We start from the raw sequence: 26,140 nt of genomic DNA on the forward strand, positions 1-26,140 counted from the left end.
CCGCCGAGGCGTAAACCGGAAAGGAAACGACCATGGCTCTTCCCGAGTTCACCATGCGTCAGCTGCTGGAAGCTGGCGTTCACTTCGGCCACCAGACGCAGCGCTGGAACCCCCGTATGGGCGAGTTCATCTACGGCGCGCGCAACGGCATCCACATCATGGACCTCACGCAGACCGTCCCGATGCTGGACGCGGCGCTGAACGCGATCCGCGAAACCGTGGCCAAGGGCGGCCGTGTGCTGTTCGTCGGCACCAAGCGTCAGGCGCAGCAGCCGATCGCCGAAGCCGCCGAGAAATGCGCGCAGTACTACATGAACCACCGCTGGCTGGGCGGCACGCTGACCAACTGGCAGACCGTGTCGCAGTCGATCAACCGTCTCAAGCAGATCGACGAGCAGATGGAGCAGGGCGCCGAAGGCCTGACCAAGAAAGAGCGTCTGAACATGGAACGCGACCAGGGCAAGCTTCAGGCTTCGCTGGGCGGCATACGTGAAATGGGCGGCGTGCCGGACATGCTGTTCGTGATCGACGTCAAGAAAGAGGCGCTTGCCGTGGCCGAGGCCAACAAGCTGGGCATCCCGGTCGTCGGCATCGTCGACACCAACTGCTCGCCCGACGGCGTGGATTACATCATCCCTGGCAACGACGACGCCGCCCGCGCCATCTCGCTTTACTGCGATCTGGTCAGCCGCGCCGCTCTCGACGGCATGAGCGCGCAGATGGGCGCCGCCGGTGTCGATCTTGGCGCGCTGGAAGAGGCCCCGGTCGAAGAGGCCGTGACCGAAGCCGCCGCCACCGAAGAGACGGCCAGCCAGGCCTGAGCCGTCATCCAGATGTTGCGCAGGGCGGATCATGATCTGCCCTGCATCCGATTCGCAAATTGAGGAGAGCCAAGATGGCGATTACCGCATCTCAGGTGAAAGAACTGCGCGAAATGACCGGCGCAGGCATGATGGACGCAAAGAAGGCGCTGGTGGAAACCGACGGCGACATGGACGCCGCGGTCGACTGGCTGCGCACCAAGGGTCTGGCCAAGGCCGCCAAGAAATCCGGCCGCACCGCCGCAGAGGGCCTCGTGGCCGTCGCGGTCGAGGGTGGCACCGGCGTGGCGGTCGAGGTGAACTCGGAAACCGACTTTGTCGCCAAGAACGCCGAATTCCAGGACATGGTCGCCAAGATCGCCGCCGCCGCCGTCAACGCGGCTGACGTCGAGGAGCTGCTGTCCGCCGATCTGGGCGGCAAGTCCGTGGCCGACACGATCACCGACAAGATCGCCACCATCGGCGAGAACATGTCGCTTCGCCGCATGGCCAAGGTCGAAGGCGATGTCGTCGCCAGCTACATCCACAACGCAGCGGCCCCCGGCATGGGCCAGATCGGCGTTCTGGTCGCCATGACCGGCGGTGACGAGGCGTTTGGCAAGCAGGTGGCGATGCACATCGCGGCCGCAAACCCGCAGTCGCTGTCGTCGGACGACCTCGACCAGGCCGTGGTCGAAAAAGAGCGTCAGGTGCAGATCGACATCGCGCGCGAATCCGGCAAGCCCGAGCAGGTCATCGAAAAGATGATCGAAGGCCGCATGAAGAAATTCCTGGCCGAAGTGACGCTGCTGGGTCAGCAATTCGTGGTCAACCCCGACCTCACGGTCGAGAAGGCCGCCGAAGAAGCCGGCGCCAAGATCACCGGCTATGTCCGTCTGCAGGTCGGCGAAGGCATCGAGAAAGAGGCCGAGGATTTCGCCGCCGAGGTGGCGAAGGCCGCTCAGGGCTGACCGCCCGGTTTTCCGATGAAAAAAGACCTCTGAAAATGACGGAGCCGCCCACGAACTCGGGCGGCTCCGTTACCTTTATGCGACCCCCCAAAACGTTTGGGGATGAGGCGAGGGGCCGCATCAGGGTGCCGACCCGACGCCGCATGAATTGCGACGCCGGGCCAGCTCCGGCATTCACCGGTAAGACCACATTGCCCAACAATGACAGGGGTGTAGCCTTATTGTTCCTATGGCAAAACGCCACCACTCACGGAACGTCGATAACCTGCCAAGTAATATCGCCGTGAGGAAGTGGGGAATTCCTGACTTTACTTGGATATGACCGGTTCTATCGACGAATTCACGAAGAGTTTACGGTCTCAGCCCTCGACAATGAACATCTGATTCTGGAACGCCGCTTTCAGGACCGCTTGCGCGGTTGTGTCGACATTCAGAGCCTCGCGCGCAAGGCGAAGATGCTTTTCGACCGTGGCCGGAGTCAGCCCCATGATCTGGGCGATGTCCTGCGTCGTCTTGCCATCGCCGACCCATTGCAACGCCTCGCGCTGGCGTTTCGTCAGCGAGCGGTTGGCGGGCATGTAGGGCAGGGTGAGGATCTTGAGATGCACGAGATTGTTCATCAGAACGATGGCTTCGCCGTGCTCGGCCCAGACCGCATCCGCCTCGTCCTGGCTCATGCCCCGGCGCGCGGCCAGCGAGATCGCCCCCTTGGCGCGCGACGACACGGATTTGAAGCTGACAGTATATCCGGCCGTGACGCCATGCTGGATATTGAACTCCAGCACGCGCTGTTCGTCCGGGGTCAGCGTGCCCTCGGAGACCATTCGGGCCAGCACCGACCAGCTGCAAGAGCCTTCGTTGTTCAGCGCCCAATGCACCATGGGCCCGTGATGATAGAGACCCTCGTCCATGAAGCCGTACACATACGTCGGGTCGTGGTTGCTCAGCAGGATGAAATCGTTCGGATCGCCCAGCGAGGTCGACGTCCGGAACCGCGTGAACCCATAGAGCAGACGGTCGAACCCATAGTCCGCCATGCGGCGGCAATGGTTGCGCCACAGACACTCGATCGTGTCGGCATTCGTGAGCTTGATCAGATATGTCCGTTCGCCGGGGGTCATGCGCGCGCCTCGAGATGGCCAAGCATCGCGTCGATGGCCAGCGTGTAGCCGCGCGCGCCGAAACCGCAGATGATCCCGACGGCGGCCTTGGCGATATAGCTTTGGTGGCGGAAGGGCTCGCGGGCGTGCACGTTGGACAAGTGCAGCTCGATCGTCGGGATCTCGGCGGAAAAGATCGCATCCATCAGCGCGACAGACGTATGCGTATAGGCACCGGCATTCAGGATGATCCCGTCGAACGTGCCGCGCGCGGCATGGATCGCATCGATTAGCGCGCCTTCGTGATTGGATTGCGCAAAATCCAGCGTGATCCCGCGGCTCTGCGCATGATCGCGGCAGGCGCGTTCGATATCGGCCAATGTGGTCGTCCCGTATACTTCGGGCTGCCGGGTCCCAAGCAGATTGAGGTTGGGGCCGTTCAGAATAAGAAGCGCTGCCATGGCGGATAATCCTTTTGATCGGCACAGATAGCCAGCCGATCGGGGCAGTGTCCAGTAAGCGCGGGTCGAATGGCGACCAAAGTGGCAAGTCTGCCGTTCGTTTTAAATTACATAATACTGATTATGAGGATATTGCTGACGCCGAAACGTGGCGCTGGCCAGGTAATCCGCGCCTGACTTTTGTCTCCCCCATTTGATGATCCACGCGAGGAATGCGCGCCAAGCAATTGGGATTGCGGCGGAACCCCGCGCCGGGGCTCCGCCGATCAGGCTTAGAAAAACGCCTGCAGGCCGGTTTGTGCGCGGCCCAGGATCAGCGCGTGCACATCGTGCGTCCCCTCGTAGGTGTTGACCGTCTCAAGGTTCATCATATGACGGATCACCTGGAATTCGGCCGAAATGCCGTTGCCGCCGTGCATGTCGCGGGCCATGCGCGCGATGTCGAGCGCCTTGCCGCAATTGTTGCGCTTGACGATGCTGATCATCTCGGGCGCGCCGTTCGCCTCGTCCATCAGCCGGCCCACCCGCAAAGACGCCTGCAGGCCAAGCGCGATTTCGGTCTGCATGTCGGCCAGTTTCTTTTGAAAGAGCTGCGTTTGCGCCAGCGGACGGCCGAACTGCTTGCGGTCAAGTCCGTATTGCCGCGCGCCGTGCCAGCAGAATTCCGCTGCACCCAGCACACCCCAGCTGATGCCGTAGCGGGCGCGGTTCAAACATCCAAAAGGCCCTTTAAGTCCTTGAACATGCGGCAACAAAGCCTCTTCCCCGACCTCGACGCCATCAATGACGATCTCGCCCGTCACGCTGGCGCGCAGCGACAGTTTGTTGCCGACCTTGGGGGCGCTGAGGCCCTTCATGCCCTTTTCGAGCACAAAGCCGCGAATCTTGCCGCCGTGGGCCTCGGATTTGGCCCAGATCACGAAGACATCGGCGATGGGGCTGTTCGAGATCCACATCTTGGAGCCAGTCAGCCGATAGCCGCCCTCGGTCTTCTCGGCGCGGGTCTTCATCCCCGAGGGATCGCTGCCGGCGTCGGGTTCGGTCAGGCCAAAGCAGCCGATCCACTCGCCGCTCGCGAGTTTGGGAAGGTATTTCTGGCGCTGTTCTTCGCTGCCGTAGGCGTAGATCGGGTACATGACCAGCGAGGATTGCACCGACATCATGCTGCGATAGCCGGAATCGACGCGCTCGATCTCGCGCGCGACCAGGCCGTAGGACACATAGGACGACCCCAGCCCGCCGTATTCCTCGGGCACGGTCACGCCCAGCAGACCCATCTCGCCCATTTCTGCAAAGATTTCAGGCTCTACCGTCTCGTTGTTAAAGGCCTCGATGACCCGGGGCTGCAGCTTTTCCTGCCCATAGGCGCGGGCGCTGTCGGCGATCATGCGTTCGTCTTCGGCCAGCTGGTCGCTGAGGCGGAAGGGATCTTCCCAGTCGAACGTGCCCAGATCGGGCGCGTCTTTCGGTTTCAGGCTGGGCTGCGGCGGATTCATCTGGTTCATACCATGCTCCTTTTGCTTGGGCGTGGGTATAACTTGCGATACTAACATGCAAAAGCGACATATTGGCATGACTTCATGCGGAATGAGAATGAACTTGCGCGGCGCCTGCTGCCACCCCTGCCCGCGCTTCGCGCGCTCGAGGCGTTGGAGCGGCTCGGGTCAGCCACGGCGGTGGCGCGTGAGCTGGACCTGACGCAAAGCGCCGTGTCGCGTCAGCTGGTCACGCTCGAGGCGCAGCTGGGGGTCACACTGATCCACCGCGAGCGCAAGCGGCTGGTGCTGACCGACGAGGCGCGCGCCTATGCCGCCACGGTGCGCGAGGCGCTCAACCGGCTGTCCGAGGCGGCGCTGACGCTGCGCGGGGATCGTGGCGGCGGCGCGCTCAGCCTGGCGATCCTGCCCAGTTTCGGCATGCGCTGGCTGGTGCCGCGCCTGCCCGATTTCACCCGCCGTCATCCCGAGGTGACGGTAAACATGACCACCCGTCTGCGGCCGTTCCGATTTGCCGACGAAAGCTTTGATGCAGCCATTCACTTTGGCGCACCGGACTGGCCCGGAACGGATCATCTGCTGCTAAAGACCGAACGGGTGCTGCCGCTGGCGAGCCCGTCGCTTGTTCCCGCGCCCCTGCCGCCCGAAAAGCTGCGCGCGCAACCGCTCTTGCACATCCAGACCCGGCCCGAGGCCTGGCCGAACTGGTTTGCCGCGCAAGGGGTGGCCAGCGGCAGTCTGTCGGGCGCGCAGTTCGATCAGTTCACCACGATCCTGCAGGCCGCGCTGCATGGGCTGGGGGTGGCGCTGATGCCCGACTACCTGGCAGAGACCGAGCGCGCCGCGGGCCGGCTTGTCCCGGCCAGCACCGCGCCGCCGGTCACGCTGGGCGGCTATCATCTGGTCTGGCCGACGGGCCGACCGATGCCGTCGGCGCTGCGGCACTTCCGCGACTGGCTGGCGACCCAGGCCGAGGACGACGATCCCCTGCCCCGCTGAACGTCACCCCAGGGCGTAGCCCGCGCCGCGCACCGTGCGCACAGGGTCTTCGCCGCCGTGTTGCATGAGCGCCTTGCGCAGCCGCCCGATATGCACGTCCACCGTTCGCGTGTCGACATAGATGTCGCGGCCCCAGACCCGGTCGAGCAATTGCTCGCGCGACCAGACGCGCCCTGGCTTATCCATGAAGGTGCTGAGCAGCCGGAATTCCGTGGGCCCGAGCTTGAGTTCCTTGCCGCCGCGCGTCACGCGGTGGGTTTCGGCATCCAGCACGATATCGGCATATTCCAGACGCATACCCGCCGCCGCTGGACGGGTGCGGCGCAGCTGCGCGCGGACACGGGCCATCAGCTCGACCACGGAATAGGGTTTGACGACATAATCGTCGGCCCCGGTTTCCAGCCCGCGCACCCGGTCCACCTCTTCCGAGCGGGCCGACAGCATGATCACCGGCACGCCGCGCGTGGCGCTTCGGATCTTGAGCTGGCGGCAGACCTCGATGCCCGAGAGGTTGGGCAGCATCCAGTCGAGCACGATGATATCGGGCTGTTCCTCCTCGACCATCACCAGCGCCTCTTCGCCGTTCACGGCGCGCGCGACGCGAAAGCCCTCGGCCTCGAGATTGTAGCTTAGAACCTCGCGTTGCGACGGTTCGTCCTCGACCACCAGGACGGTCGGCTGATCGGCAGACACGCGATCACTCCTTGCCCTGGGCGGCGTCGGATTCGAGGCTCAGCTCGGGGTCCGTCGACGTCACATCGGCCTTGATGCGCGCCTCGTCGGGCTTGTGGCCCGTTGTCAGGAACACGACCTGTTCGGCGATCGAGGTCACGTGGTCGCCCATGCGTTCGATATTCTTGGCGATGAAATGCAGGTGCATGCAGGCGGTGATGTTGCGCGGATCCTCCAGCATGAAGGTCAGGAATTCGCGGAAGACGGTGTTGTACATCTGGTCGACGTCGCTGTCGCGGGCGATGACGTCGGCGGCCAGCGCCTCGTCGCGCTGGATGTAGCTGTCAAGCGCGTCCTTCAGCATCAGCTCGACCTCGCGCGCCATCCGGCGCAGCGCGGTCGACGTGCCGCCGATGGGCTGAAGATGCACCAGAACGCCGGTGCGCTTGGCCATGTTCTTGGCCAGATCGCCGATCCGTTCCAGATTGGCCGACATGCGCATCACCGACAGCACGACCCGCAGATCGCCCGCCGTGGGGGCGCGCAGCGCGATGACGCGCGCGGCCTCTTCGTTGAGCTGCTCTTCGAGCGCGTCGATCAGCTTGTCGTTGGCGCGCACCAGCTCGGCCAGTTGTTCATCCCGGGTTTCAAGCGACTTGGCGCTGTCGCGGATGGCGGTTTCCACCAGCCCGCCCATCTTCATGATCCGCGCCTGAATGCCCTCGAGATCGCGGTCGAAGGCGCTTGCGATATGCTGCTTCATCTCGTGCATGGGATTATCCGATCCGGCCGGTGATGTAGGATTCGGTGCGTGAATCCTCGGGGTTGGTGAAAATCTGCCCGGTCTCTCCGTATTCGACCAGATGGCCGAGATGGAAGAACGCGGTTTTCTGGCTGACGCGGGCGGCCTGCTGCATCGAGTGGGTGACGATCACCACCGAATAATCCTGCCGCAGCTCGTCGATCAGTTCCTCGACCTGCGCGGTGGCGATGGGGTCGAGCGCCGAGCACGGCTCGTCCATCAGAAGAACCTCGGGTTCGGTGGCAACGGCGCGCGCGATGCAAAGCCGCTGCTGCTGACCGCCCGAAAGCCCCGTGCCCGGCGCTTGCAGCCGGTCCTTGACCTCGTCCCAGATGGCGCCGCGGCGCAGGGCGCGCTCGACGATCTCGTCCAGCTCGGCGCGGTTCGCGGCCATGCCGTGGATGCGCGGCCCGTAAGCCACGTTGTCATAGATCGACTTGGGGAACGGGTTGGGCTTTTGAAAGACCATGCCCACCTTGGCGCGCAGCTGCACCGGATCGACGCGCTTGTCGTAGATATCCTCGTCATCGAGCCGGATGTCGCCCTCGACCCGGCAGATGTCGATGGTGTCGTTCATCCGGTTGAGGCAGCGCAGAAAGGTCGACTTGCCGCAGCCCGACGGGCCGATGAAGGCCGTCACGGTCTTGTCCTGGATATCGACGTTCACGTCCTTGATGGCGTGGGTGTCGCCGTACCAGACCTGGACGCCGCGCGCGGCAATTTTCACGTTCGTCACAATCTGGTCCTCTTTCGGTCTTTGCAGATCGTACATGGTTCTACCTCTCTCACCAGCGGCGTTCAAACCGGCGGCGCAGCAGGATGGCAATCAGGTTCATCGTCAGCAGGAACACCAGCAGGATGATGATCCCGCCCCAGGCGCGTTCGTAATAGGCAGGATCGGCCCGCTTGGCCCATTCGTAGATCTGCGCGGGCATGGCCGAATTGGGGTCGAGAAAGCCACTGGCGAGCCCTTCGGGATAGTTGGTGGCGATATAGCCGACCATGCCGATCAGCAGCAGCGGCGCGGTTTCGCCCAGGGCCTGCGCCAGGCCGATGATCGTGCCGGTCAGGATGCCGGGCATGGCCAGCGGCAGGACGTGGTGGAACACCGCCTGCATCTTCGACGCGCCCACGCCCAGAGCCGCATCGCGGATCGACGGCGGCACCGCCTTGAGCGACGCGCGGGTCGAGATGATGATCGTCGGCAGCGTCATCAGCGTCAGCACCAGCCCGCCCACCAGCGGGGCCGATTGCGGCAGATGCGCGAACTGGATGAAGACGGCAAGGCCAAGGATACCGAAGACGATCGACGGCACCGCAGCGAGGTTCGAGATATTCACCTCGATCAGGTCCGTCAGGCGGTTCTTGGGCGCGAATTCCTCGAGGTAGATCGAGGCCGCCACGCCGATGGGCAGCGACAGCACAAGCACCACCAGCATCATGAAGAACGAGCCCAGCATCGACACCCCCAGCCCGGCCTGTTCGGGCCGCGATTCCGAGGCGTCGGCGCCGAGGATGAAATCCACGTTGAAGCGCTTTTCGACCAAACCCGCGGCGCGCAATTCGTCCACCAGATCAAGGTGTTCGGCGTCGATGTTCTTGTCGCGGGCGACGTCCTCGCGCACCACGCGGCCTTTCAGATAGCCGTCGACGCGGCTGGAGGCGAGGATGCGGAAGGCGACCGTGTCGCCGATGCGGTCAGGATTGGCGATCACGAAATCCCGCACCTGCGCCGGGGCAGAGGCCGACACCAGCGCCTTCATGTCCTTGGCCCTGGTCAGCGGCGTCTCGATCCCCAGGCTTTCGACGGATCTGAAGACGGCATTCTCGACCAGCGGCGCATAGCCGAAGGTCGACACCTTCTTGATGTCCTCGATGTCGCGCTGGCCGTTCTTGTCGAGCTTGGCCGGGTCCAGATAGACATCCGCGGTGATGAAGGTCTGCTGGAACGCGCCCATGCCATTCGAGAGGATCGACCCGAGCAGGATCACCAGCGCCAGCAGGCCGACGCCGATGGCGGTCCTGCCGTACCATTGAAAGCGTCTCTCGGCGGCGTTGCGTTTCGCCGTGCGGGCATCGACGGCGGTCAGGGATTTGCCGCGCGGGGTGTCCGAAGGGATGCTTGCGTCGGTCATTCGTATTGCTCCCGGTAGCGGCGGACGATCCATAGGGCGAAGACATTGAGCCCCAGCGTGATGACAAAAAGGGTCATGCCAAGCGCGAAGGCCACCAGCGCCTCGGGCGAGGCGAAATCGGCGTCGCCGGTCAGCTGGCTGACGATCTTGGCGGTGACGGTGGTCATGGCGTCGAACGGGTTGAGCGACAGCCGTGCGGCGGCCCCTGCCCCCAGCACCACGATCATCGTCTCACCGATGGCGCGGCTGGCGGCAAGCAGGATCGCCCCGACAATGCCCGGCAGGGCGGCGGGCAGCACCACCTGGCGGATCGTCTCGGACTTCGTCGCGCCCAGCCCGTAGGAGCCATCGCGCATGGCCTGCGGCACCGCGTTGATGATGTCGTCCGAAAGCGAGCTGACGAAGGGGATCAGCATGACACCCATGACCAGCCCGGCGGTCATCACTGCCGTCCCCGCCTGCATCCAGCCCAGCCCGTCATCGCCGAAAACCCGCATCAGCAGCGGCCCCACCGTCAGCAGCGCGAAAAGGCCGTAGACGATGGTCGGGATGCCGGCCAGCACCTCGAGCAGCGGCTTGACGATCGCGCGGGTCCGGGCTCCGGCGTATTCCGACAGATACACCGCCGAGAAGAGCCCCACCGGGACCGCCACCAGAAGGGCGATCACCGAGATGTAAAGCGTGCCCCACAAGAGCGGCCAGATCCCAAGCTCGGACCCGCCGCCGAAGGATGGCGACCAGGTGAGTGAACCGAAGAAGTCCGAGGCCGGGTAGATGCGGAAGAACTCGATCGTGTTGAAGATAAGCGACAGCACGATGCCCAGCGTCGTGGCGATGGCCAGCATCGCCGCGGCGATCAGCAGCGCGCGGATGCCCTCCTCGACGACGTTGCGGGCGCGGTACTCGGGCGTGGAATTCGACAGGCCCAGGGCCAGACCGCCCAAGGCGGCCAGCAGTACCACCGCCGTCATCGCGAAACCGCCGATGCGGTTCAGGCTGCGGTACTCCTGCGCGGCGCGCAAGATTTGGGCCGTCACATCGCTGCCGAGAGCGACCCCGGCCTCTGCCAGGCGGGCGCGCACATCGGTGAATTCCACACGCAGGGTCGCGGCCTCTTCGGACGTCATGATGCCCTGCGCCACGACCGCATCCAGCCCGTCGGCCACCCGGCGCACGTCGGACATCACCAGCCCGATGGTGGTGTCCTCGGACACCGCCGTGGCGGGCAGATCGGCGGTCACCAGCTGGTTCACCGCCAGCGGCTGCACCAGCAGCCAGCCCGCCAGCACGCCGAACGCCGGCACCAGCACCTTCAGCGCCACGTTCCAGCCGTAGTAGGCGGGCAGCGAATGCAGGCGGCGGCGATTGCCGCCCGCCTTGCCAAGCGCACGCCCCCGTCCGAAAACGAAGCCCGCCGCGGCGACCGCAAGCACGATCAGGATCAGCCAGAACACCGGCATCGAAGCCCCCAAGCTTGTCTAAATGACCTAAAAGGAAACGGGGCGGCGCAATATGCCGCCCCGGTACCGACGGTGATCCGTCTTACATGTTCGAGCCCATCACCTGCTCGTCCGCGACCATGGCCTGCGTGTCGCCCAGTTCGGGATCGGACACAAGGCCGTATTCCGCCAGCGGGCCGTCGGGGCCGGCGATCTCGTCGGCGACGAAGAACTCGGCAAATTCCTTGAGGCCGGGGATCACGCCGATATGCGCCTTCTTGATGTAGAAGAACAGCGGACGCGACACCGGGTATTCACCGGTCGAGATGGTCTCGGTCGAGGGCGCGATGCCGCTCATGGTGGCGACCTTCAGCTTGTCGGTGTTGTTCTCGTAGAACGCCAGGCCAAAGACGCCGACACCGTTCTGGTTGCTGTCGATGCGCGCCAGGGTTTCGGTGTAGTCGCCGTCGATGTCGACCGACTTGCCGTCGGTGCGGACCGCGATGCAGGCGTCCTCGGCGTCGTCCTCGGACATGCCAGCGGTGATCATGGCGTCATGCGCGCCGGTGACTTCACAGCCCGTGGCCAGGACCTTTTCCTCGAACACTTCGCGGGTGCCGTGCTTGGTGCCCGGGATGAAGGCGGCGATTTCGACGTCCGGCAGATCGGCGTTGAATTCGGCCCAGGTGTTGTAGGGGTTGTCGACCAGCGCGCCGTCGACGACGACCTTGGGCGCCAGGGCGTTGTACCAGTCGGCAGGCTCGAACGCGGTGAAGGCCGGGCCGTCGATCTGGCTGGCGAAGACGATGCCGTCATAGCCGATGCGAACCTCGATGATGTCGGTCACGCCGTTGTCGGCGCAGGCCTTGACCTCTTTCTCGCGGATGGCGCGCGAGGCGTTGGCGATGTCGATGGTGTTCTCGCCCACGCCTTCGCAGAACCGCTTGAGCCCGGCTGAGGAGCCGCCCGATTCAACGACCGGCGTCGGGAAGTCGAAGTTTTCGCCAAAGGCTTCGGCGACGATCGAGGCATAGGGCAGCACGGTCGACGAACCGGCGACCTGAACGTTGTCACGGGCGGCGGCGGCGGTTGCGGAAACGGCAGCGATCGCCAGAGCGGAAGTGGCGAGTTTTACAGAGGTCATGGAATGCTCCTGATAGGTCTGTTCCTGATCATCCCCACGATGATCTCGACGCCGTGCTAAGGGCTGTCGGCTATGGTTTTGTGACACTTGTGTAACGGTTTCATGACAGCGCCCGTGGCCCTGCGAGGACTTGCTTTGATGTCGGTTAAGTCACCGAAATTATGAGGGAAAATCTCTGTGCCATTCAGGCGGATTTTTTCCCGCGTCCGCCGCGCGGCATACCGAGAGCGCTGGAAATGACGCCGAATCCCGGGAACCACTCGGACCGAGTCGCGATTCCCCCGCCGCGTCAGGCGATCTCGGCGGGCAGCAGGACAGTGAAGGTGGTGCCCCGGCCCGGCGCGCTCTCGATCCGCAGCCGCCCGCGGTGGCGGTTGACGATATGCTTGACGATGGCCAGCCCCAGCCCCGTGCCCCCCATCTCGCGCGAGCGGTGGGAATCGACGCGGTAGAACCGTTCGGTCAGGCGCGGGATGTGGTGCTGCGCGATCCCCGGACCGGTGTCGCGCACCGACAGCGACACGCCGTTCTGGCGCAGCCGGGGCCGGTACTCGGGGCCCCCGAGCGTGACGGTCACCCGCGCCCCCTGCCCCGAATACTTGATCGCGTTTTCGAGAAGGTTGGTGATCACCTGCCGCAGTTGGTCGCTGTCGCCGGGGATCGCCGGGAAACCCTCCGTCGCGCCCTCGATCAGCAATGTCACCCCGGCGTCCTGCGCCAGCGGCGTCAGGCGGCCGATCTCTTCGGCCGCCAGCGCGGGCAGGTCCACGCGACCGGTCGGGCGCAACCGCTCGTCGGCCTCGACACGGCTGAGCGACAACAGATCGCCCACAAGCCGGTTCATCCGCCCCGCCTCGTTCTGCATGATCCCCAGAAACCGGTCGCGGGCCGCCGCGTCGTCGCGGGCCGGGCCGCGCAGGGTTTCGATGAAACCCATGAGCGCGGTCAATGGCGTCCGCAGCTCGTGGCTCACGTTGGCCACGAAGTCGCGCCGCATCTGCCCGGCCTGTTCCAGGTGGGTGATGTCCTCGAAGGTGACCAGAACGCCCGGCCCGCTGTCCAGTTCGACCCTGCGGCAGGAGACGCGAAAGGTGGTGTCCTGACGGCCGTCGTTGGTCAGAAAGCTGGTCAGGCGCGGTTTCCCGTCGCGGAGCGTGGCCTCGATACTGTCCAGAAGCGTGGGCTGGCGCAGGGCGGTAATGAAATGCCGCTGCACGATGCCACGCCCCAAGAGGCGTTCGGCATCGGTATTGGCGGCGGCGATCCGTTCATCCGCCCGGATCAGCACCGCCGGCATGGGGATGGCGGCGACGAAACTGTCGATCAGGCTCATCCGCCGGGCACGGCATTGGCCGCGTTCAGCCCGTCGCGGAAGGTGGCCTGCAACGCCTCGGGCGGCTCCAGCCCGACCGAGACGCGGAAGAACCCCTCGGACACGCCGATGGCCGCGCGCCCCTCGGGCGTCAATGCGCGGTGCGAGGAACTGGCGGGATGCGACAGGGTCGTGCCCACGTCGCCCAGCGTCGGCGCAAAAGCCACGCCCGTCGCCGCCCCGGCAAAGGCATTGGCGGCAGCGCGCCCGCCTTTCAGCTCGAAGCTGACCATGTTGCAGCCATGCCCGCGCAGCACCGATTGCGCCCGCGCCGCATCGGGATGGTCGGGCCGCGTGGGATAGAGCACACGGGCCACGCCGGGCTGATCCGCCAGCCAGCTGGCCAGCGCCTTGGCGTTGGTCTCGGCCTTTTCGAAGCGCAGATCGAAGGTCATCATCCCACGCTCGCCCAACCAGCAATCGAAGGGGCTGGGGGTGAGGCCCGTGGTCACCGCAAAGACCCGCATCTGCTGGGCGATCTGCGCATCGCTTGCAGCGACCCAGCCCAGCGTCACGTCGGAATGCCCGGCCATAAGCTTGGTCACCGAATGGATGACGATATCCGCCCCCCGCTCGAACGGCTTGATCGCGGCGGGGGTGGTAAAGGTGTTGTCCACCGCCAGCAGAACGCCGCGCGCCTTGCAGAGCGCCGCGATCCCGTCCAGATCGGCGATCCGCAGCGTCGGGTTCGAAACGACCTCGATCAGCACCATCCGCGTCTCGGGCCGCAGGGCCGCGGCAAAGGCCTCGGCGTCGGTCGGATCGGCGAGGCTGGTGGCGATCCCCAGGCGCGGCAGATCCTCGGTCATCATGCGCAGCGACCGGCCATAAAGCTGGTTGCCGCCCAGCACATGATCGCCCGCCTTGCACACACCCAGCAGCGCCGCCGTGACCGCCGCCATGCCCGAGGCGGTGACGATCCCGCCCTCGCAGCCTTCCAGCGCGTCGATCCTTTGGGCCAGCACGTCGGCATTGGGGTGACCCTCGCGAGCATAGGTGTAGCCCTGCGCGCGGCCCTCGTATTGCGCATCCAGCGCATCCGGCGTGTCGGAGGCATAGACCACCGAGGGCATCAGCGGTGTCACCACCGGGGTCGAGGCGCTGGGCGGCAGGCCGCCGGGGCGCTGGATGGTTTTCTTCATCATGTCCTTGTTCCCTGCTCTCGCGTGCTATAGCGCCCGCAGACCCTTGGCGAAGCGCGCGGCGTTTTCCTGGTAATGCAGCGCCGACAGCTCCAGCCCCCGGATCGCCTTGGCGTCGAGCATGCGGACAACCTTGCCCGGTACCCCCATCACCAGAGCGCCGTCGGGGATCTCTTTCCCTTCGGTGATCAGCGCGCCTGCGCCGATCAGGCAGTTGTTCCCGATCCTGGCGCCGTTCAGCACCGTCGCGCCCATGCCGATCAGTGAATTGTCGCCGATGGTGCAGCCGTGCAGCATGACCTTATGGCCAATGGTGCAGCCCCGCCCGATCACCAGCGGAAAGCCCGCGTCGGTGTGGCAGACCACGTTTTCCTGCACATTGCTGCCCGCGCCCACGCGGATCTCTTCGTTATCGCCCCGCAGGGTGCAGCCGAACCAGACCGAGCCTTTGGCCTCGACCACCACATTGCCGATCATGTTCGCGTCGGGCGCGATCCAGGCGTCCTCGGCGATCTTGGGGGCCACGTCGTCCAGGGCATAAAGCGTCATGTCAGATCCTCGAATTCGTTCTGCAGTTTGCGCACATGGTCGACCAGCGCGGGCTGCTGCGATCTGCGCAGGCGCGTGGCGGTGACGATGGTGCGCAGATCGTCGAAGGTGCGTTCCAGATCGTCATTGACCAGCACGTAATCGTAGCTGCCCCAGTGGCTGATCTCGTCCCAGCTTTTCTGCATCCGCTTGGCGATCACCTCGGGCGCGTCCTGGCCCCGGCTGACGAGCCGGCGGCGCAGCTCGATGATCGAGGGCGGCAGGATGAAGACCGACAGCGTGTGCGGCCCCAGCGCCGAGTTGACGATCTGCTGCGCGCCCTGCCAGTCGATGTCGAAGACCACGTCGCAGCCCGCGCCGATGGCCTCTTCGACCGGGCCGCGGGGCGAGCCGTAGAAATGGCCGAAGACATGGGCGTGTTCCAGCATCCCGTCCCTGGCCACCTCCTGTTTGAAGCGGTCCTCGGGCATGAAATGATAATCCTGCCCGTCCACCTCGCCGGGGCGCGGCGCGCGGGTGGTGGCCGAGACCGAAAATTTCAGCGTAGGGTCCCACTCCAGCAGCCGCTTCGACAGGGTCGATTTGCCCGCGCCCGAGGGCGAGGACAGGATGATCAGAAGGCCGCGCCGGGCTGTCATCGTTCACTCCACATTCTGGACCTGCTCGCGCATCTGGTCGATCACGGTCTTGAGCGTCAGCCCGATCTGCGTCAGCACCGCCGATCCCGCCTTGGAACAGAGCGTGTTGGCCTCGCGGTTGAATTCCTGCATCAGGAAATCGAGCTTGCGGCCCACCGGGCCTTTCTGATCCAGCAGATCGCGGGCGGCGGCAATATGGGCGCGCAGGCGGTCCAGCTCTTCGGTGACGTCGGCCTTGACCGCGATCAGCGCCAGTTCCTGCGCGATGCGCTGGGGGTCGGCATCGGCGGCGTTGTCCATTACGCGGGCCATGGCGGCGGCCAGCTTTTCGGCCTGTTCGTCGCGCCGCTGCTCGACGGCCTCCGCCGCCTCGGCGACCAGCTGTTCGATTTGGTCGACCTGTCCGGTCAGAAGCGCCTGCAGCGCAGCACCTTCGCTTTTGCGCATGGCCACGAAGGCCGTCAGCAGGGTCTGAAAGTCGGCCAGCAGCGCCTCCGTAAGCGCCTCGGTGTCGGTTTCGGCCGCGCCCGCATCCATCACCCCGCGCAGCCCCGCGATCTGCGCCGCCGTCGACGGTGCAAGCGACAGGCCCGCGTTCATCGCGTCGGTCTCGATCCGCGCCATGGCGCTGAGCACCTGCGCCAGCTGCGCCTCGTTGAGCGATAGCGCGCCCTCTTCGTCATTGCCCTGCACCCGCAGCGTCAGTTGCACGTTGCCGCGCGCCAGCGCCTTTTGCGCCACGGACTTCAGCCGGGGCTCCAGCCCGCCGATCCAGTCGGGTACGCGAAAGCGCAGCTCTAGCCCCTTGCCGTTGACGCCGCGCATGTCCCAGCTCCACCGGTGCAGGCCAAATTCGCCCTGCCCCGAAGCATAGCCGGTCATAGACTGCCGCATGCGCTGTCCTTTCGATTTGCCGATTGGGGTCCCTGTCGCATCGGGGGGTACAAAATGAATGACCCGGTGGCAAGCGCGCCGCGGATTTTAGGATGATTAACGAATCCGGCAGTTATTAACCATTTAGTTACAATTGAGGCGAAAATGGGACCGAGTTGCGGTAGGTTAACGAGTGTGGGGCAAGTGATAATGGGGATCGCAGTTAACAGAAGCGATCTGCAGGGTTTGGGAGTGAAGACATGTTCCGAAGAGGTGAACATGGAGTGGTGTCCATGAACGCGCGCGGGCTGGACCGCGCGATGGCGCCGTTGCGCCTGGTGGAAAGTTACTGGCTGGGTCTGCGCGAGGGATCCGACGTGCCTCTGCGCAGCGTCATCGACCCGCGCGGCATGGAAGATGCGCTGGAGAACGCCTTTCTGGCCGAACGGCTGGGGCCGTCGCTGGCCAAGATCCGCGTGGCCGGCAGTCATCTGAACGATCTGATGGGGATGGAGGTCGGGGGCATGCCGCTCAGCGCGCTTTTCACCCCCGCCGCCCGCAACCGGCTGTCCGAGGCGATCCCGCGTCTCTTCGGTGATCCCGCGATCTTGCGGATCACTTTGCGCGGCGAAGCCGGTTTCGGCAGGCCCGCGCTCGACGGCGCGCTGCTGCTGCTTCCTCTGAGATCCGACATGAACGATGTCACGCGCGCTTTGGGCTGTCTGGCGACGCATGGCGACATCGGCCGCACGCCCCGCCGGTTCGACATCACCGGTGTCGAGATCACACATGCTTTGGGTGATCTGGTGCCTGATGAGGCAGCGGAAGCTTTCCAAGACAGATCGAATGCGTCCCCCGGCCTTGCCGAGGACGCGGCCCCGTTCGCCCATGCTCCGGCAGAACCCGGAAAGCCGCATCTGCGGATCGTCGTGTCGAACGACGATTGACGCAGCACCGCGCGACGAAAAAACCGCCGGGGCCTGGGGGGGCTCCGGCGGTTTCGTGTTCACAGGTTGTTCGGCCGTTACTCGGCTGCCAGCAGCGTCGGTTGGAACGCGTTCAGCACATCGCGGTATTCTTCTTGCCCCGCTGCATAGGCGAGCGTCGCCTGCAGCATTCCCGGCTTCGACCCGCAATCATACCGCTGACCTGAAAAGCGGAAGCCGCCCAGCGTCACCCGCTCGAGCCCCTTGGCGATAGCGTCGGTCAGCTGAATCTCGCCGCCCGCGCCGGGCGGCAGCCCGCGCAGATCGTCGAAGATCGACGCGTCCAGCACGTAACGCCCCACGACCGCCTGACGCGACGGCGCATCCTCTGGCGCGGGTTTTTCGACCATGCCGTCAGCCATCAGAACCGGCCCGTTGCGCCCGGTGACAGAGAGGATGCCGTATTTCGACACGTCCTCATCGGCAACTTCCATGGTCGCCACGAGGTGCGCGCGGTTCATAAAACTGTACGCCTCGATCATCTCGGCCAGCGCGCCGCGCCCGCCCAGGATCAGATCGTCTGGCAGTATGACGGCCACCGGCCCCGGCAGCGCGTCTTCGGCGGCGCAGAGCACCGCGTGGCCCAACCCCAGTGGTTCGGGCTGCATCACAAAGCGCACGTCTTCCTGCGACGGGTCGATGGCGTGATCGTCCAACTCGGCGGCGAGCTTGTGTTTGCCGCGCTCACGAAGCGTGGCGCAGAGGTCTTCGTCGGCGCGGACATAGCGCTCGATCGCCCCTTTGTCGGGATGGCTGACGAAGATCATGCGCTCGACCCCCGCCGCGCGCGCCTCGTCGATGGCGAACTGGATCAGCGGGCGATCCAGGACCGGCAGCAGCTCTTTCGGAGTGGCCTTGGTGGCGGGCAGAAAGCGGGTGCCCATTCCTGCCACCGGGAAGATGGCGGTACGGACTTGGGCGAAACCGGTATTGTCCGGATCGGGCATGGAAAACTCCTTCGCTATGCAAACCAATCGCCGCGCTGCGGCGTCAGTATAAAAGGTACGACGCTTGTCTTGCGAGTCAAACGACGCAACTCGCGCTTTGGTTCCACAGCGGATTTTTGGTATATTTTGTGCCGTATATCCGCGTTTCGGTGATTAGGGCACATGATCTGGAACGACCTTGGCGTATCCCGGACGGGAAATTCCACATAGTTTGGTTGCAAAAAATACTTAGCGTGCCTAATTTTTGTGCGGTCGCGGCAAGAAAGAGCGTGAAAATGCGTCTTTTCGTGAACCAGTGTGGAAAACACGGAAAAGCCAGGGCGATTCCCTGGAACCCAATGCCGCCCTGCATAGTTTGAGATCGGACGGAACAGACATGAGGTCTTGGAACGGGGCGTTCCCTCTCGCCCCCGAGGATGATGGACGGAACACATATGAACATGCCGATCGCGCCGGACGTGCCTGAAGCGCCGGATACAAAGCAATCCCGACCCTATCGCACGATTGCGGTTCTGGGCATGGGCAGCTGGGGCACGGCGCTGGCCTGCGTCGCCGCGCGCGCTGGAGGTCAGGTGCGGCTCTGGGGCCGGCGAGAGGCGCTGGTTCAGACCATGCGCGCCACCGGAAGGAACGCCGATTACCTGCCGGATGTCGAGTTGCCCGAACGCATCGCGCCGACCTCGGACATCGCCGAGGCCCTGAGCGGCGCCGATGTCATCCTGATGGTCACCCCGTCGCATTCCCTGCGCCAGATGTGCGACGACATGCGCCCGCACATCGCGCCGGGCACGCCGATTGCGCTTTGCTGCAAGGGGATCGAGCGCGGCACGGGCTATCTGCTGACAAAGGTGATCGAAGAAGAATTGCCGGGCCATCCGGTCGGCGCGCTGTCGGGCCCGACCTTCGCGCGCGAGACCGCGCTGGGGCACCCGACCGCCGCCACAGTCGCCTTCCCGTTTTCCTACGCAGACCGGCTGGCCCCGCAGGACAGCCCCGCAGCACGGCTGGCCGTCAGCATGAGCGACGCCAATTTCCGCCCCTATATGTCGGACGACATCGTAGGGGTCGAGATCGGCGGCGCGGTCAAGAACGTGATCGCCATCGCCTGCGGCATGATGACCGGGGCGGGATTTGCCGAGAACACCCGCGCCGCGCTGATCACCCGCGGCATGGACGAGATGAAGGCGCTGGCCGAGGCGCTGGGCGGCCGCCGCGAGACGGTCACCGGCCTGTCGGGCGCTGGCGATCTGACGCTGACCTGCTCGTCCACCACCTCGCGCAACATGTCGCTTGGCGTGCAGCTGGGCCAGGGCACACCGCGCGACGCCTGCTTCGAAGGCCGCGCCGTCGTGGTCGAGGGCGAGGTCAACGCGGTGTCCGTCGTCGATCTGGCGCGCCGCGTCGGCGTGCCGATGCCCATCTGCGAAGCGGTCCACGCCATCCTGCACGAAGGCGCGGACCTGACCCGAACGTTTTCGGACCTCTGGGCGCGGCCCATCGAATCCGAACCGAGGGCGCTCGACATCGCCCTGGCACACCCGATCTCCGCAAGGATATGACGTTATGAAAGACCTAAGCATCCGACCCCCGATCAACGATCGGCAATTCGTACTGGCCACCGATCTCGATGGCACCTTCCTGGGCGGCTCTGACGAAGACCGCCGCCGGCTTTACGACTGGATCGAAGAGAACCGCGACACCATCGGGCTGATCTTCGTGACCGGCCGCGACCCCGAATTCATCGCCGAGCTTTGCGACGGCGGGGTGCCCTGGCCGGAATTCGTGATCGGCGACGTCGGCACCACCATCGCGCGGGTCGACAATGGCGAGATCCTGCCCATCGAAACGCTCGAACACGAGATCGCCCAGGCCTGGGGCGATGCCGGTGACAAGGTGCGGCGCGCGCTGGCCGACGTGCCGGGGCTGACGCCACAGAACACCGAATTCCGCTACCGCGTCAGCTTTGACGTCGACATGTCGCTCTACGACGGGCACGCAGAACACCTCGTGCGGGGCATGGGGCTCGACCCGCTGCTGTCGGACAACCGCTTTTTCGATGTGCTGCCGCGCGGGGTCAGCAAGGGCCCGTCGCTGCGCCGGCTGGTGCGGCACCTGCGCATCGCCGAGGAAAAGGTGCTGGCCGCGGGCGACACGCTGAACGATCTGTCGATGCTGGAATGCGGCCTGCCCGCCGTCGCCGTGGGCGGCGCGGAACCTGCGCTTTTGTCGCGCGTTGAACCCTTGAGCCACGTTCACAAGGCGGGCGGTGTCGGCGCGGCCGGCATTCTCGAGGCCGTCGAGGTGAACGAAATGCATTCTGTTGCGAAAGGATCCTGACCCATGTCCAGCGATCTCGTGATCGTCTACCACCGCCAGCCTTATGAAGAGGTCGAGGAAAACGGCCAGATCGTGCTGCGCGAAAACAAGAGCCCGAACGGCATCGTTCCCACGCTCAAAAGCTTTTTCGGCCGCGTCGACAATGCCGCCTGGGTGGCGTGGAAACAGGCCGAAGACCCGTCAAACCCCGGGTTCGAGCGCGTGGTCGAGATCGAGGACAGTTTCGGCAAGTACACCGTGTCGCGGCTGCCGCTGACCGCCGAACAGGTCAGCAGCTTCTATCACGTCACCTCGAAAGAGGCGTTCTGGCCGATCCTGCACGGGTTCAAGGAAAAGTATAACTACGATCCCGTCGACTGGCCCACCTTCCGCGAGGTGAACTGGGCCTTCGCCGAGGCCGCCGCCGCTGAGGCGGCGCAGGGCGCGTCGGTCTGGATCCACGACTACAACCTGTGGCTGGTGCCGGGTTATCTGCGCAAGATGCGCCCTGACCTGCGCATCTCGTTCTTCCACCACACCCCCTTCCCCGCCGCCGACATGTTCAACGTGCTGCCCTGGCGCGGCGAGATCATCGACAGCCTGCTGGCCTGCGACGTGGTGGGCTTTCACATTCCGCGCTATGCCGCCAATTTCGTGTCCTGCGTCCGGTCGCTGCGCGACGTGCAGAGTGTGCCGCGAACCTCGGTCGACGAGGAATTCGTGTCCGAAGGATCGGCCCTGTCGGACCGCACCGTGCCCACGGCCATCCACACAGAGGACCGCGTGGTGCAGCTGGGCGTTACGCCGGTCGGCGTGGACACAAGCTATATCAACCAGATCGCCACCAGCGACGCCACCGCCGCGCAGGCCGGGGAAATCCGCGAAGAGCTGGGCGGCGCACAGCTGGTTCTGTCGGTGGGCCGGACCGATTACACCAAGGGCGGCGCCGATCAGCTGCTGGCCTTCGAACGGCTTCTGGACCGGCGTCCGGAACTGGCAGGCAAGCTTCGACTGCTGCATGTGTCGGTCAGCGCAAACCGCAACATGACCGTCTACGAGCCGATCCAGAAAGAGCTCGAGGAAATCGCGGGCCGGATCAACGGACGGCACGGCACGTTCAGCTCGCACCCCGTGTCGCTTATTTCCCGCGCGATCCCGTTCGAACGCCTGGTTTCCTATTACCAGGTTGCCGACGTGGCCTGGATCACGCCGCTGGCCGATGGCATGAACCTTGTGTGCAAGGAATTCGTGGCCTCGCGCAGCGACGACGACGGCGTGCTGGTGCTGTCGGAATTCGCCGGCGCGGCCATTCAGCTCAGCTCGGCGGTGCTGACCAACCCGTTCTCGAACCGCTCTATGGATATGGCGATCGAACAGGCGCTGGACATGCCTGCCGAAGAGCGGCGCGCCCGCATGCAGGCGCTGCGTGCCGCGGTCGAGAAATACGATACGCACAAATGGGCCGAAGAGCAGCTGGCGCTGCTGTCGCCCAAGACGTTTTCCGACGCGGCCTGACCCCCGCCGCAAAACGACAAAGGCCGGAGCGATGCTCCGGCCTTTGTTGCGTTCTGAGGCTGCGCATCAGCCGTGGGCGACGCTGCCCGCCTTCTCGCGCCGCGCGGTCAGTTCCTCGGCGACGAGGAACGCCAGCTCGAGCGATTGCGAGGCGTTGAGACGCGGGTCGCAGGCGGTGTGGTAGCGGTCGCTCAGATCCTCGTCGGTCACCGCGCGCACGCCGCCGGTGCATTCGGTCACGTCCTGACCGGTCATCTCGAAATGCACGCCGCCGGGGATCGTGCCCTCGGCATTGTGCACTGCAAAGAATTCCATGACCTCGCGCAGCACCGCGTCGAAGGGCCGGGTCTTGTAGCCCGACGAGCTCTTGATCGTGTTGCCGTGCATCGGGTCGCAGACCCAGGTGACGTTCGCGCCTTCCTCGGCCACGGCCTTGATCAGGCGCGGCAGATGTTCGCCCACCTTGCCCGCGCCGAAGCGCGCGATCAGCGACAGCTTGCCCGGTTCGTTTTCCGGGTTCAGCTTGGCCATCAGCACCTTGAGGTCCTCGGCCGTCGTGGTCGGCCCGCATTTCAGCCCCACCGGGTTCAGCACGCCGCGCGCGAATTCCACATGCGCACCGTCGGGCTGGCGCGTGCGGTCGCCGATCCAGATCATGTGGCCAGAACCCGCCAGCCACTTGCCCGAGGTCGAATCCAGACGGCAGAGCGCCTCTTCGTATTCCAGCAGCAGGCTTTCGTGGCTGGTGTAGAAATCCACCGTCTGCAGTGCGGCGTTGCCGTCGCTGTCGATCCCGGCGGCTTTCATGAAATCAAGCGTGTCGCTGATGCGGTTGGCCATGTCGCGGTATTTCTCGGCCTCGTCGCGGTCGGTGAAGCCCAGCGTCCAGGCGTGCACTTGGTGCACGTCGGCATAACCGCCCGTCGAAAAGGCGCGCAGCAGGTTCAGCGTCGCCGCCGCCTGGGTGTAGGCCTGCAGCATCTTGCGCGGATCGGGGATGCGCGCCTCAGGCGTGAAGTCGAGCTCGTTGACGATGTCGCCGCGGTAGCTGGGCAGTTCGACGCCGTCCTTTACCTCGGTCGGGGCCGAGCGCGGCTTGGCGAATTGCCCGGCCATGCGGCCCACCTTGACCACCGGCACCTTGGCGCCAAAGGTCAGCACCATGGCCATCTGCAGCATCACCTTGAAGGTGTCGCGGATCCCGTTGGCCGAGAACTGGTCGAAGCTTTCGGCGCAATCCCCGCCTTGCAGCAGGAACGCCTCGCCACGCGACGCGGCCCCCAGCGCGGTCTTGAGCTTGCGCGCCTCACCGGCAAAGACCAGCGGCGGATATTTGGCAAGCTGCGCCTCGACGGCGTGCAGCGCGTCCTCATCCGTATAGTCGGGCATCTGAACCCGCGGCTTGGCGCGCCAGTTCGATTTCTGCCACTCGGTCATTGGTCTGGTCTCCGGTCAGGTCTGTTAGCGTTCGCAGCCTTCCTTCTACAAAAGCCGCGCCGCGCTGACCATATACGAAATGCGCGACATTGCTTGACGCTTTGGGCACATTCTGCCCATGTGATCGGCAAACGACCGCCCAAGGGCGGAATTCGGTGAGGAAAGGCAAGGGATGCAAAGCCGCCAACAGCGTATCGAGGTCGAAACCTCCGACAAAAAACCGCGGCGGTTCGTATTCGTGCTGCTGCCGGAATTCACCATGCTGTGCTTTGCCGCGGCGGTCGAATCGCTTCGCATCGCCAACCGCATGGCCGACAAGACGCTCTATTCCTGGCTGATCACCGGCGAGGGCGGCGATGGCGTCACCTGTTCGGCGGGGGTCAATTTCCGGCTGGAATGCGATCTGCCCGAGCTGGGCCGCGACGACACGGTCATGGTCTGCGGCGGCATCGACGTGCAGCAGGCCACCACCAAGCGCATGCTCAACTGGCTGCGCCGCGAGGCGCGGCGCGGGATCAAGGTGGGCGGGCTCTGCACCGCCGGCTACACCCTGGCGCGGGCCGGGCTGCTGGACGGCAAGAAGGCGACGATCCACTGGGAAAACCAGGACAGCTTTGCCGAGGAATTCGACGAGGTCGATCTGACCAAATCGGTGTTCGTCATCGACGGCAACCGCATGACCACCGCCGGGGGCACCTCGTCGATCGACCTGATGCTCAAGGTGATCGCCGACGATCACGGCGAGGAACTGGCCAATGCGGTGGCCGATCAGCTGATCTATTCCTCGATCCGCACCGATCAGGACACCCAGCGCCTGTCGGTGCCCACTCGCATCGGCGTGCGCCACCCCAAGCTGAGCCAGGTCATCCAGATGATGGAGGCCAATATCGAAGAACCGATTTCGCCCGCGATCCTGGCCCAGAGGGTCGGCATGTCGACCCGCCAGCTGGAACGGCTCTTCCGCCGTTACCTCAACCGCAGCCCCAAGCGTTACTACATGGAGCTGCGGCTGCAGAAGGCGCGCAATCTGCTGATGCAGACCGACATGAGCGTGATCAACGTCGCCCTGGCCTGCGGCTTCGCCTCGCCTTCGCATTTCTCAAAATGCTACCGCGCGCATTACGACACCACGCCCTACCGCGAACGCGGCACGCACGGGATGCGGCTGTCGGTCTGACGACTGCCGCGCCGGGCGGGCTTAGCTCCCCTCGGCTGGGGCCAGCCGGTAGAGCGCACCGTTGACCACGCTGAGGAACCACAGCGCCCCGTCGGGGCCGGTGCGCACGTCGCGGACGCGTGCTGTCGCGTCGCTTGCGATCTGTTCCACCTCGCGCAAAGGGTCGCCCGAAAGCCGCGCGATGTAGTCGAACTTCAGCGATCCGACAAAGGCGTCGCCCTGCCACTCGGGGATCAGATCGCCGTTGTAGAAGGCCATTCCAGACGGCGCGATGGACGGGTCCCAGTAATGCACCGGCTGGGCCATGCCCTCTTTGGCCTGCCCCTCGCCGATGGGCGTGCCGTTGTAATTCACCCCGTAGGAAATCACCGGCCAGCCAAAGTTGACGCCCTTCTCGACCCGGTTCACCTCGTCGCCGCCGCGCGCGCCGTGTTCGGCCACCCACAGCTGCCCGTCCGCATCCATCGCCGCCCCTTGGGGGTTGCGATGGCCATAGGACCAGATCTCGGCCTGCGCGCCGCGATCTTCGGCAAAGGGGTTGTCACCGGGGGCGTCGCCGTTCCGGTCGATGCGCAGGACAGAGCCGTTGTGCATCGCCAGATCCTGCGCCTCGTCGGGGTTGCCCCGGTCGCCGACGGTCACGAAAAGCGTGCCCTCTGGCCCCTCGACCAGCCGCGAGCCGAAATGAAAGCCGCCGCCGGTGCCGCGCGCGATCTCGAATATGGTGCGGCCGTTTTCCAGCCGCGTGCCGTCGGCGGAAAGCTCGGCGCGGTAGACCGCCGTGCCGGACCCGCGAAAGCCCTGCCGCTTGGAATAGGTCAGGAATATCTGCCTTGTTTCGGCGAAATCGGAAGGCACCAGAATGTCGAGCAGCCCGCCCTGCCCTTCGGCCCGGATCCGGGGCAGACCCGAAACTTCGCGCCGCGCGCCGTCGCGCACCGACAAAAGCCGCCCCTCGCGCTCGGTGATCAGCAGCGTGCCGTCGGGCAGAAAGCCGACCGCCCAGGGCTCTTCGAGGTCCTGCACCACCGGTTCGGCCTGCATCGGCCCGGCCGAAGTGGGAATCGGTTCGGCCAGTGCGGCCATTGGAATGAGGGCCAGTGCGGCCGAGCAAAGTATTTGTCGCATTATCGTCCTCCTGAGGTCGATATGGGGGCGTCTTTTGTTAC

General features: G+C 65.0%; 25 protein-coding genes. 8 read left to right on the forward strand and 17 right to left on the reverse strand.

Annotated features, from left to right (window positions below; genetic code table 11):
* Positions 1-32 precede the first annotated feature (32 nt).
* The gene (gene rpsB, locus RXV88_RS12485) at positions 33-821 is read left to right on the forward strand and encodes a 30S ribosomal protein S2 (protein WP_316293325.1); all 789 of its coding nucleotides are present in this window, start codon (positions 33-35) and stop codon (positions 819-821) included.
* A gap of 74 nt (positions 822-895) precedes the next feature.
* Positions 896-1,771: a translation elongation factor Ts gene (tsf, locus tag RXV88_RS12490; RefSeq protein WP_316293326.1), complete on the forward strand. Its 876-nt coding sequence runs from the start codon at positions 896-898 to the stop codon at positions 1,769-1,771.
* A gap of 359 nt (positions 1,772-2,130) precedes the next feature.
* Here the strand turns inward: tsf and RXV88_RS12495 are convergent, their stop codons facing one another.
* From RXV88_RS12495 to RXV88_RS12505, 3 genes are all read right to left on the reverse strand, one after another.
* Positions 2,131-2,892, reverse strand: a complete 762-nt coding sequence (locus RXV88_RS12495; RefSeq protein ID WP_316293328.1) for a LuxR family transcriptional regulator — start codon at positions 2,890-2,892, stop codon at positions 2,131-2,133.
* On the reverse strand, positions 2,889-3,332 hold the full coding sequence (gene aroQ, locus RXV88_RS12500; RefSeq protein ID WP_316293330.1) for a type II 3-dehydroquinate dehydratase: 444 nt from the start codon (positions 3,330-3,332) through the stop codon (positions 2,889-2,891). Before aroQ ends, RXV88_RS12495 begins: the two co-directional genes overlap by 4 nt.
* Positions 3,333-3,604: 272 nt before the next feature.
* Entirely contained in the window at positions 3,605-4,828 is a 1,224-nt protein-coding gene (locus tag RXV88_RS12505) for an acyl-CoA dehydrogenase (protein WP_316293397.1), read from the reverse strand.
* Between the two features lie 84 nt (positions 4,829-4,912).
* Here RXV88_RS12505 and RXV88_RS12510 point away from each other — a divergent pair, with 84 nt between their 5' ends.
* Positions 4,913-5,827: a LysR substrate-binding domain-containing protein gene (locus RXV88_RS12510; RefSeq protein ID WP_316293332.1), complete on the forward strand. Its 915-nt coding sequence runs from the start codon at positions 4,913-4,915 to the stop codon at positions 5,825-5,827.
* Between the two features lie 3 nt (positions 5,828-5,830).
* Here RXV88_RS12510 and phoB read toward each other — a convergent pair whose 3' ends face one another.
* From phoB to RXV88_RS12565, 11 genes are all read right to left on the reverse strand, one after another.
* Positions 5,831-6,520: a phosphate regulon transcriptional regulator PhoB gene (gene phoB, locus RXV88_RS12515; protein WP_316293335.1), complete on the reverse strand. Its 690-nt coding sequence runs from the start codon at positions 6,518-6,520 to the stop codon at positions 5,831-5,833.
* A gap of 4 nt (positions 6,521-6,524) precedes the next feature.
* Positions 6,525-7,271 (reverse strand): phosphate signaling complex protein PhoU, encoded by a 747-nt coding sequence (phoU, locus tag RXV88_RS12520; protein ID WP_316293337.1) that lies wholly within the window; start codon positions 7,269-7,271, stop codon positions 6,525-6,527.
* 4 nt (positions 7,272-7,275) lie between these two features.
* Positions 7,276-8,073, reverse strand: coding sequence for a phosphate ABC transporter ATP-binding protein PstB (gene pstB, locus RXV88_RS12525; RefSeq protein ID WP_316293339.1), 798 nt, complete (start codon positions 8,071-8,073; stop codon positions 7,276-7,278).
* Between the two features lie 13 nt (positions 8,074-8,086).
* Positions 8,087-9,436: a phosphate ABC transporter permease PstA gene (gene pstA / locus RXV88_RS12530; RefSeq protein ID WP_316293340.1), complete on the reverse strand. Its 1,350-nt coding sequence runs from the start codon at positions 9,434-9,436 to the stop codon at positions 8,087-8,089.
* Positions 9,433-10,896, reverse strand: coding sequence for a phosphate ABC transporter permease subunit PstC (pstC, locus tag RXV88_RS12535; RefSeq protein ID WP_316293341.1), 1,464 nt, complete (start codon positions 10,894-10,896; stop codon positions 9,433-9,435). Before pstC ends, pstA begins: the two co-directional genes overlap by 4 nt.
* 82 nt (positions 10,897-10,978) lie before the next feature.
* Positions 10,979-12,019 carry a substrate-binding domain-containing protein gene (locus RXV88_RS12540; protein ID WP_316293343.1) on the reverse strand — a complete coding sequence of 347 codons (1,041 nt, stop codon included), beginning with the start codon at positions 12,017-12,019 and terminating at the stop codon, positions 10,979-10,981.
* Positions 12,020-12,308: 289 nt separating this feature from the next.
* Positions 12,309-13,352, reverse strand: a complete 1,044-nt coding sequence (locus tag RXV88_RS12545; protein ID WP_316293344.1) for an ATP-binding protein — start codon at positions 13,350-13,352, stop codon at positions 12,309-12,311.
* Entirely contained in the window at positions 13,349-14,533 is a 1,185-nt protein-coding gene (locus RXV88_RS12550) for an aminotransferase class I/II-fold pyridoxal phosphate-dependent enzyme (RefSeq protein WP_316293399.1), read from the reverse strand. The genes RXV88_RS12545 and RXV88_RS12550 overlap by 4 nt, the downstream gene beginning before the upstream one ends.
* A gap of 27 nt (positions 14,534-14,560) precedes the next feature.
* Positions 14,561-15,082, reverse strand: coding sequence for a gamma carbonic anhydrase family protein (locus tag RXV88_RS12555; RefSeq protein ID WP_316293346.1), 522 nt, complete (start codon positions 15,080-15,082; stop codon positions 14,561-14,563).
* Positions 15,079-15,720 carry a guanylate kinase gene (gene gmk / locus RXV88_RS12560; RefSeq protein ID WP_316293348.1) on the reverse strand — a complete coding sequence of 214 codons (642 nt, stop codon included), beginning with the start codon at positions 15,718-15,720 and terminating at the stop codon, positions 15,079-15,081. The genes RXV88_RS12555 and gmk overlap by 4 nt, the downstream gene beginning before the upstream one ends.
* Positions 15,721-15,723: 3 nt before the next feature.
* A complete protein-coding gene (locus RXV88_RS12565; RefSeq protein WP_316293349.1) occupies positions 15,724-16,614 on the reverse strand; it encodes a YicC/YloC family endoribonuclease in 891 nt (296 codons plus the stop codon).
* A 239-nt stretch (positions 16,615-16,853) separates the two neighbouring features.
* Between RXV88_RS12565 and RXV88_RS12570 the strand changes: the two genes are divergently transcribed.
* Positions 16,854-17,540 (forward strand): PAS domain-containing protein, encoded by a 687-nt coding sequence (locus tag RXV88_RS12570; protein ID WP_316293352.1) that lies wholly within the window; start codon positions 16,854-16,856, stop codon positions 17,538-17,540.
* 77 nt (positions 17,541-17,617) lie between these two features.
* Here RXV88_RS12570 and RXV88_RS12575 read toward each other — a convergent pair whose 3' ends face one another.
* Complete coding sequence (locus RXV88_RS12575; protein WP_316293354.1) at positions 17,618-18,526, reverse strand: UTP--glucose-1-phosphate uridylyltransferase; 909 nt, start codon at positions 18,524-18,526, stop codon at positions 17,618-17,620.
* 419 nt (positions 18,527-18,945) lie between these two features.
* On the opposite strand from RXV88_RS12575, the gene RXV88_RS12580 reads away from it, so the two are divergent.
* The 3 genes from RXV88_RS12580 to ggpS are packed head-to-tail and all read left to right on the forward strand — an operon-like array spanning position 18,946 to position 22,357.
* A complete protein-coding gene (locus RXV88_RS12580) occupies positions 18,946-20,085 on the forward strand; it encodes an NAD(P)H-dependent glycerol-3-phosphate dehydrogenase (protein WP_316293355.1) in 1,140 nt (379 codons plus the stop codon).
* Positions 20,086-20,089: 4 nt separating this feature from the next.
* Positions 20,090-20,863 carry an HAD family hydrolase gene (locus tag RXV88_RS12585; protein ID WP_316293357.1) on the forward strand — a complete coding sequence of 258 codons (774 nt, stop codon included), beginning with the start codon at positions 20,090-20,092 and terminating at the stop codon, positions 20,861-20,863.
* Between the two features lie 3 nt (positions 20,864-20,866).
* Positions 20,867-22,357 (forward strand): glucosylglycerol-phosphate synthase, encoded by a 1,491-nt coding sequence (gene ggpS / locus RXV88_RS12590; protein ID WP_316293360.1) that lies wholly within the window; start codon positions 20,867-20,869, stop codon positions 22,355-22,357.
* 66 nt (positions 22,358-22,423) lie between these two features.
* Here ggpS and RXV88_RS12595 read toward each other — a convergent pair whose 3' ends face one another.
* Positions 22,424-23,794 (reverse strand): class II 3-deoxy-7-phosphoheptulonate synthase, encoded by a 1,371-nt coding sequence (locus RXV88_RS12595; protein ID WP_316293362.1) that lies wholly within the window; start codon positions 23,792-23,794, stop codon positions 22,424-22,426.
* A gap of 172 nt (positions 23,795-23,966) precedes the next feature.
* Here RXV88_RS12595 and RXV88_RS12600 point away from each other — a divergent pair, with 172 nt between their 5' ends.
* Positions 23,967-24,971 carry a GlxA family transcriptional regulator gene (locus tag RXV88_RS12600; RefSeq protein WP_316293364.1) on the forward strand — a complete coding sequence of 335 codons (1,005 nt, stop codon included), beginning with the start codon at positions 23,967-23,969 and terminating at the stop codon, positions 24,969-24,971.
* A gap of 21 nt (positions 24,972-24,992) precedes the next feature.
* Here RXV88_RS12600 and RXV88_RS12605 read toward each other — a convergent pair whose 3' ends face one another.
* The gene (locus RXV88_RS12605; protein WP_316293366.1) at positions 24,993-26,099 is read right to left on the reverse strand and encodes a PQQ-dependent sugar dehydrogenase; all 1,107 of its coding nucleotides are present in this window, start codon (positions 26,097-26,099) and stop codon (positions 24,993-24,995) included.
* Positions 26,100-26,140: the final 41 nt, after the last annotated feature.

The organism is Aestuariicoccus sp. MJ-SS9, from assembly GCF_032586235.1.
Taxonomy (GTDB): Bacteria; Pseudomonadota; Alphaproteobacteria; order Rhodobacterales; family Rhodobacteraceae; genus Aestuariicoccus.